General features: G+C 68.6%; 7 protein-coding genes and 1 pseudogene. 7 read left to right on the top strand and 1 reads right to left on the bottom strand.

Annotated elements, in window-relative coordinates:
• The coding region (locus AC14A7_RS05440; protein ID WP_484006990.1) for an alpha/beta hydrolase at positions 1-494 on the bottom strand (494 nt) is incomplete at its 3' end.
• An 88-nt stretch (positions 495-582) separates the two neighbouring features.
• Between AC14A7_RS05440 and AC14A7_RS05435 the strand changes: the two genes are divergently transcribed.
• The 7 genes and pseudogenes from AC14A7_RS05435 to AC14A7_RS05405 form a co-directional block, all read left to right on the top strand.
• Entirely contained in the window at positions 583-1,068 is a 486-nt protein-coding gene (locus tag AC14A7_RS05435; RefSeq protein ID WP_484006988.1) for a histidine kinase, read from the top strand.
• Positions 1,069-1,146: 78 nt separating this feature from the next.
• Positions 1,147-1,992: a DUF4097 family beta strand repeat-containing protein gene (locus AC14A7_RS05430; RefSeq protein WP_484006986.1), complete on the top strand. Its 846-nt coding sequence runs from the start codon at positions 1,147-1,149 to the stop codon at positions 1,990-1,992.
• On the top strand, positions 1,989-2,918 hold the full coding sequence (locus AC14A7_RS05425; RefSeq protein ID WP_484006984.1) for an ATP-binding cassette domain-containing protein: 930 nt from the start codon (positions 1,989-1,991) through the stop codon (positions 2,916-2,918). Before AC14A7_RS05430 ends, AC14A7_RS05425 begins: the two co-directional genes overlap by 4 nt.
• Positions 2,915-3,703, top strand: coding sequence for an ABC transporter permease (locus AC14A7_RS05420; protein ID WP_484006982.1), 789 nt, complete (start codon positions 2,915-2,917; stop codon positions 3,701-3,703). Before AC14A7_RS05425 ends, AC14A7_RS05420 begins: the two co-directional genes overlap by 4 nt.
• Positions 3,704-3,801: 98 nt before the next feature.
• Positions 3,802-5,094 (top strand): Na+/H+ antiporter NhaA, encoded by a 1,293-nt coding sequence (gene nhaA, locus AC14A7_RS05415; RefSeq protein WP_484006980.1) that lies wholly within the window; start codon positions 3,802-3,804, stop codon positions 5,092-5,094.
• A 115-nt stretch (positions 5,095-5,209) separates the two neighbouring features.
• Entirely contained in the window at positions 5,210-6,103 is an 894-nt protein-coding gene (locus tag AC14A7_RS05410; protein WP_484006979.1) for an ABC transporter ATP-binding protein, read from the top strand.
• Positions 6,103-6,937, top strand: a pseudogene (locus AC14A7_RS05405) (ABC transporter permease); the annotation flags it as partial. The gene AC14A7_RS05410 and the pseudogene AC14A7_RS05405, both read left to right, overlap by 1 nt.

The raw sequence follows: 6,937 nt of genomic DNA, 5'->3' as shown, positions 1-6,937 counted from the left end.
GCGTCGTTGCCGAGGTCGTGCCCCACCCCGTCGACCACCCTCGCCGTCGCGGCAGGGAACGCCTTCGCGAAGAGCTCGAGGTGCTGCACTGGCACGATCTCGTCGTCTCGCCCGTGGAACAGGAACAGCGGAGCGGCGATGTGAGGTGACTCGGGCAGCATCAGCGCCTCGAAGCCGTCGTAGTGCCAGCCGTCGCCACCCCAGTACGGTGCAGCGATCGTGATCAGAGCGACCAGACCCTCGCCCCCGGTCTCGCTGAAGTGCTTGAGCGCTACGGACGCACCGATAGAGTGCGCGACGACGACGGCCCCCTCGCTCTGCTCCTTGATGATGCGCGACCACTCACCAGGGTCGGGCTCCCCCTCGTTCGGCAGGGCCGGATAGTCGACGTCGAAGCCGTCGCCGAGGTTCTCGCGAAGGCTCTGCACGAGCGGCCGGCTCTCGTCGTAGGTGCCCTCTCCTGCGCCGTGAACAAACAGCACTAGCGTCGTCATGCCAGAGAAACTAACCCTCCGCTTGGGAAAATCAAAGTGACACCACTTTTTCTTGACATGACACCATGATGGTGTCAAAGTGGTGCACATGGAACTTCAGCAGTACGTCACCGACCTCCAGCGCCAGCTGGCGGACGCCGCGGAGAACGGCACCGACGAGACCCGTGCCGTCGCAGAGCGGCTCGCCGCCGGGCTCGACGCCGCGACGCGGCTCGTGCTGCTTGACGCCCTCTCTGCCGCGGTTGGCGAGATCACCCGCGATCTCGCCCCGGGATCCGTCGACCTTCGCCTTCGCGGTCGCGAGGTCGAGTTCGTCGTGACCCACCACGCGGGCGAGAACGACGACGACCTGCCTGCCGTCGATCTCAACGAGAACGACACCAGCTCCTCCCGCACCACGCTTCGCCTTCCCGACGCCCTCAAGGCGCGGGTCGACGACGCGGCCGCCGCCGACGGCCTCTCGGTCAACACCTGGCTGGTGCGGGCGGTTGCGGCCGCGCTGCAGCCCAAGCAGCGCAGATCCGCCCAGCGCGCGATCAAGACCGGTGACAACTTCGCCGGCTGGGCGCGGTAGGCCCGGCCCCCACATCCACACACCGCCCCGTCGCGAGACGGGTCGATCCGTCACGCCCATAGAAAGGGATGCTTCGCCATGCCAACTTTCCCCACCCCAACTCCCATAGACCTCGCCATCAACCTCCCGGTCGGAGCCATCGACGTGATCGCGAGCGACCGCACCGACACCGTCGTCACGGTCTCGCCAACGAACCCCGACAAGGCGGTCGACCGCCGCGGTGCGGAGGAGACCACCGTCGAGTTCGATGGTTCGCGACTCACGATCAAGGGCCCGCGCCCGCGGTTCAGCATCGTCGGGCCGAGCGAGTCCATCGACGTGACGGTCGAGCTGCCCGCCGGCTCGCGCCTCACGGCCGAGACCTCCGCGGGGTTCGTGCGCAGCCGGGGCAGCCTCGGCGCCACCCGCGTCAAGTCGTCGTACGCCGACCTCGAATCCACGCGCGACCTCTGGGTGCGTGCCATGCACGGCAACGTGGAGATCGGCACCGCCGACGGCGACGTCGAGATCACCGCCGACCACGGGCAGATCCGCATCGGCACCGTCACGGGCAATGCGCTGCTCAAGGCGTCGCACGGCATGGTCACGATCGGCACTGCCGGCGGCGACGTCGATGCCCGGCTGTCCTACGGCGACCTCGACATCGGCTCGGCCGAGTCGTCGGTGGTCGCCAAGACCGCCTTCGGCAGCATGCGCGTTCGCGAGGTCACGAGCGGCACCGTGCAGCTCGACACCGCCTTCGGCCAGATCGACATCGGAGTGCGCGACGGGGTCTCGGCCTGGCTCGACCTCTCGTCGAAGAACGGCCGGGTGCGCAACGACCTGGTCGCCGACACCGCGCCAACCGCCACCGACTCGACCGTCGCCGTGCGCGCCCGCACCGAATTCGGCGAGATCACCATCACGAAGGGAACAAGCAAGTGATCGAGATCACCGACCTCCGCAAGGTCTACAAAGACACGGTCGTGCTCGACGGCGTCGACCTCAGCGTGCCCGCTGGCACCGTGACAGCCCTGCTCGGGCCGAACGGGGCAGGCAAGACAACGACCGTGCACATCCTCAGCACCCTCGTGCGCGCCGATGGCGGCACCGCCTCCGTCAACGGCCACGACGTGTCGACAGAACCGGATGCCGTGCGCGCCGCGATCGGCCTCACCGGCCAGTTCTCTGCCGTCGACAGCCTGCTCACCGGCGAGGAGAACCTGCTGCTCATGGCCCGCCTTCGCCACCTCGGCAGCAAGCGCTCCCGCACGAGGACGGCCGAGCTGCTCGAGCAGTTCGACCTCACCGAGGCCGCGCGCAAGCCGATCAGCACCTACTCCGGCGGCATGAAGCGCCGGCTCGACCTCGCCATGACCCTGGTCACGAGCCCGAGCGTCATCTTCCTCGACGAGCCAACCACGGGGCTCGACCCGCGCAGCCGCCACACCATGTGGGACATCGTGCGCGGCCTCGTCGCCGACGGCACGACCGTGCTGCTGACGACGCAGTACCTCGATGAGGCCGACGAGCTCGCCGACCGCATCGCCGTTCTCGACAACGGCCGCATCGTCGCCAGCGGAACCCCCGACGAGCTCAAGCGCCTCGTACCCGGCGGCCACATCCGCCTTCGGTTCGGCGACGTCGCCTCGCTCGAGGCGGCCGATGAGCTTCTCGCCGAGTCCACCCGCGACGACGCCGCCCTCACCCTCGACGTGCCAAGCGACGGCGGAGTGGATGCGCTGCGAGCGGTGCTCGACCGCCTCGCCGGCGCGCGTCTCGACGTTGACGACCTCAGCATCCACACCCCCGACCTCGATGACGTGTTCTTTGCGCTCACCGGGAACGCACCGATGGGAGAAGAGAAATGACCTACGTGATCGCTGACTCCGTCACGATGCTCAACCGCAACCTGCTGCACGTCGTGCGCTACCCCGGGTTGTCGATGTTCACCATCCTCGGGCCCGTCGTGATCCTGCTGCTCACGGTGCTCGTGTTCGGCGGCACCCTCGGCGCCGGGCTTCCTGGCGTGGATGCGGGCGGAGGCCGCGACGCCTACCTCGCCTACGTCATGCCCGGCATTCTCATCATCACGATCGCGGGAACCGCCGCCGGTGCCGCGATCACCGTCGCCATGGACATGACGGAGGGCATCACCGCGCGGTTCCGCACGATGTCGATCTCGCGCGCCTCGGTGCTCGCCGGCCACGTGCTCGGCAACACCATCCAGGCGGTGGTCGCTGTCGCGCTGGTTCTCGGCGTCGGGGTGCTCCTTGGATTCCGACCAACGGCAACAGCCCTCGAGTGGCTTGCCCTCGTCGGTGTGATCGTGCTGGTCTCGTTCGCGGTCAGCTGGATCGGCGTCGCGATGGGGATGCAGTCGAAGACGGTGGAGACGGCGAGCAACCTGCCGCTCATCCTCACGATCCTTCCCCTGCTCGGCAGCGGCTTCGTGCCGACCGGCTCGATGCCGGAGTGGCTGCAGGGCTTCGCCCAGTACCAGACCTTCACGCCCTTCATCGAGTCGATCCGCGCGCTGCTGGTCGGCACGGCGAGCGGCGACAGCCTTGTCATAGCCATCGCCTGGACCGTCGCTCTGATGATCGCCGGCTACGTGTGGTCGATGGTCATCTACGAGCGCAAGTCGGTGCGCTGAGCGTCGCCGGTAGAGTGGGAGGCGGTGTGCCGGGAAGTCTGGTCGGCGGGCGAAGGAGATTCGCTCTCGCTGCCTGACCGTCCCTGAAAGCACACGCTATGAGCACACCGCCCCGATCTGCCCCCCGCCAGGCCGCCCACGCGATCTGGCGCGGCATCCACCAGACGCTCAAGAGCGATGCGATCGGTGGCGCCCTTCTGATGGGCGCCACCGTGCTCGCGCTTGTGCTCGCCAACAGCCCCGCCGCACCCGCCTATGAGGCGCTGCGAGACTTCCACATCGGTCCAGAGGCCCTGCACCTCAACCTCTCCCTTGGCGAATGGGCCGCCGATGGACTGCTGGCGATCTTCTTCTTCGTCGTCGGCCTCGAGCTGAAGGAGGAGTTCGTCGTCGGCAAGCTGCGCAACCCGCGCACGGCGATCCTGCCGATCACCGCGGCCATCGGCGGGGTCGCCGTTCCGGCTCTCATCTACACCCTCATCAACGCCAACGCCGGGGATGCCGCTCTGCGCGGCTGGGCGATCCCCGCCGCGACAGACATCGCCTTCGCCGTCGCGGTGCTCGCCGTCGTGGCGCGCAACCTTCCACCGGCACTGCGCACCTTCCTCCTGACCCTCGCCGTGGTCGACGACCTGCTCGCGATCTCGATCATCGCGATCTTCTACACCGACGACCTCGACCCCGTTCCCCTCCTCATCGCGCTCGTTCCTCTCGGGCTCTTCGCCCTCGCGGTCAACCGTGGGGTGCGCAGCATCTGGGTGCTCCTGCCGCTCGGCATCGCGACCTGGGGGCTCGTGCACGCATCCGGGATCCACGCCACCGTTGCGGGCGTCGTGCTCGGCTTCGTCGTGCCGGTGATTGCGAGCAAGCGCGCCAGGGTCGAGGTCGGCACCGATAAGCAGGGCCGGCCCGTCTACGACGGACTGGCGGCGCATTTCGCCGACCGGTGGGAGTCGGTGTCCACCGGAATCGCCGTTCCTGTCTTCGCCTTCTTCGCTGCCGGTGTCGCTATCGGCGGCCTCTCTGGTCTCGTCGAGTCCTTCCAGAACACGATCGCGCTCGGCGTCATCGGCGGGCTCGTCGTTGGCAAGGCCGTTGGCATCGCGGGAACGACCTTCCTCGTCACCCGCATTCGCGGTCTCGCCATCGACTCCACCCTCAGCTGGATCGACATCGTCGGCATGTCCTTCGTGGCCGGAGTGGGCTTCACCGTCTCGCTGCTCGTCGGCGAGCTGTCGTTCGGGGCAGGCAGCGAGTCCGACGGCCACGTCAAGGTCGGCGTCCTCGCCGGGTCGTTCATCGCTGCCCTCATCGGCGCGGCCATCCTCGGGGTGCGCAACCGGCACTACCGCCGCGTGGAATCGGGCGCGGATCCAGTAGTGCGCAGCTGACGAGAGCAGTCATATACTGACGATCGGAGAGCCGGGAAGCCTGGTCGGCCCGCGAAATCGCGGATGACCTCGGCGACCGCCGTGGGCATTGTGCTGCACCCATGGAAGGACGGCTATGGCCATCACCCCACTTCTCGAGACTGCTGCCCTGACCAAGCGATTCGGGCGATCCACTGCCCTCGACGGGCTCGACCTGTCGGTGGCCGAGGGCGAGGTTCACGGCTTTCTCGGGCCGAACGGCGCCGGCAAGTCGACGACGATCCGCATCCTGCTCGGCCTCATGAAGCCGTCGAGCGGAACGGCGCGCGTGTTCGGCCTCGATCCGTGGCAGGAGTCGGTGCGCACCCACCGCGACATCGCCTACGTCCCCGGCGACGTGAGCCTCTGGCCGAACCTGACCGGAGGCGAGGCAATCGACCTCCTCACCGGCCTGCGCGGCGGCGCCGACGGCGCTCTGCGCGCCGAGCTCATCGAGCGCTTCGAGTTCGACCCGCGCAAGAAGGCACGGTCGTACTCGAAGGGCAACCGGCAGAAGGTCGCGCTCATCGCCGCCTTCGCCCGGCCCGCGCGCCTCTACATCCTCGATGAGCCGAGCTCCGGGCTCGACCCGGTCATGGACTCCGTGTTCCGTGAGCAGATCCGACGTGTGCGCGACGACGGCGCGACCGTGCTGCTGTCTAGCCACATCCTCAGCGAGGTGGAGCAGCTGTGCGACCGGGTCACCATCATCCGCGCCGGCGTGGCCGTCGAGAGCGGAACCCTCACCGACCTCCGCCACCTCAGCCGCACGAGCTTCCGGGTGTCTCTGCCCGGAGGCGTCGGGGGCCTTGACGGTGTCACCGGAATCCACGATGTGCGCGCCGTCGGCGACGCCGTGGAGTTCGAAGCGGATGCAGACGCAATCGGTGCAGTGATGGCGGCACTGTCGCGCGGCGGCGCCACCGCTCTCGCGGCCTCTCCCGCCTCGCTCGAGTCGCTCTTCCTCCGTCACTACAGCGAGGCGAAGTGATGAGCGGTCTCGGCCGACTCCTCGCTGCCCGGCTGCGGAGGGACCGCATCCTGCTTCCTGTCTGGGTCCTCGGCATCGCACTGCTCGGCCTCGCCGTGAGCAGTGCGATTGCCACCGAGTTCGGGAGCGAGGCAGAGCGCGCCGTTATCGTCGCCATCGCAGCCGCGAACCCCGCTTTTCTGTTTCTCCGCGGGCTACCCGACGGAACAAGCGTCGGGGCTGTCGCGTTCTTCCAGGCCTTCTCCTTCACCGCGGTTCTCGCCGGGCTGATGAGCACCTTCCTCGTCGTGCGCCACACGCGCGCCGATGAGGAGCTGGGTCGCACAGAACTCGTCGGCTCGACGCCGGTGGCGCGCTCTGCTCCTCTGCTGGCGACGATCGTGCACGGGGTCATCGCGGCCACTGCGCTGACCATCGCGGCGGCCGCGGGATACTCCCTCGGAGGGCTCCCCACCGAGGGGGCGATCGTCGCAGCCCTCGCAGTCGGGTCGGTCGGCCTGTTCTTCGTCGGCGCGGCATCGGTTGTCGCGCAGCTCATGCCCACCGGCCGGGCGTCGAACGGCACGGCGGCCGCCCTCGTCGGCGCTGCCTATCTCGTGCGCGGGATCGGGGACGCGCTCGGCACCACAAGCGCCGACGCCACCCGCACCACACCCGCGTGGATCTCCGGCCTCTCGCCGATCGGATGGGGTCAGGCGACGCGGCCGTTCTCGGAGCCGACCCTGCTGCCCCTCCTCGCCAGTGTCATCGGATTCGGGGCTCTCGCGGCATCGGCGATCTGGCTGCACTCGCGACGCGACCTCGGATCCAGCGTCTTCGCCGAGCGTGGCGGTC

It is taken from the genome of Conyzicola sp. (assembly GCF_057073975.1).
This window is presented reverse-complemented; position numbering and strand designations above follow the sequence as displayed.

Bases quoted from the DNA above. Each gene is read 5' to 3' on its own strand.
- AC14A7_RS05435 (WP_484006988.1), top strand. From the start codon at position 583: ATGGAACTTCAGCAGTACGTCACCGACCTCCAGCGCCAGCTGGCGGAC.
- AC14A7_RS05430 (WP_484006986.1), top strand. From the start codon at position 1,147: ATGCCAACTTTCCCCACCCCAACTCCCATAGACCTCGCCATCAACCTC.
- AC14A7_RS05420 (WP_484006982.1), top strand. From the start codon at position 2,915: ATGACCTACGTGATCGCTGACTCCGTCACGATGCTCAACCGCAACCTG.
- nhaA (WP_484006980.1), top strand. From the start codon at position 3,802: ATGAGCACACCGCCCCGATCTGCCCCCCGCCAGGCCGCCCACGCGATC.
- AC14A7_RS05410 (WP_484006979.1), top strand. From the start codon at position 5,210: ATGGCCATCACCCCACTTCTCGAGACTGCTGCCCTGACCAAGCGATTC.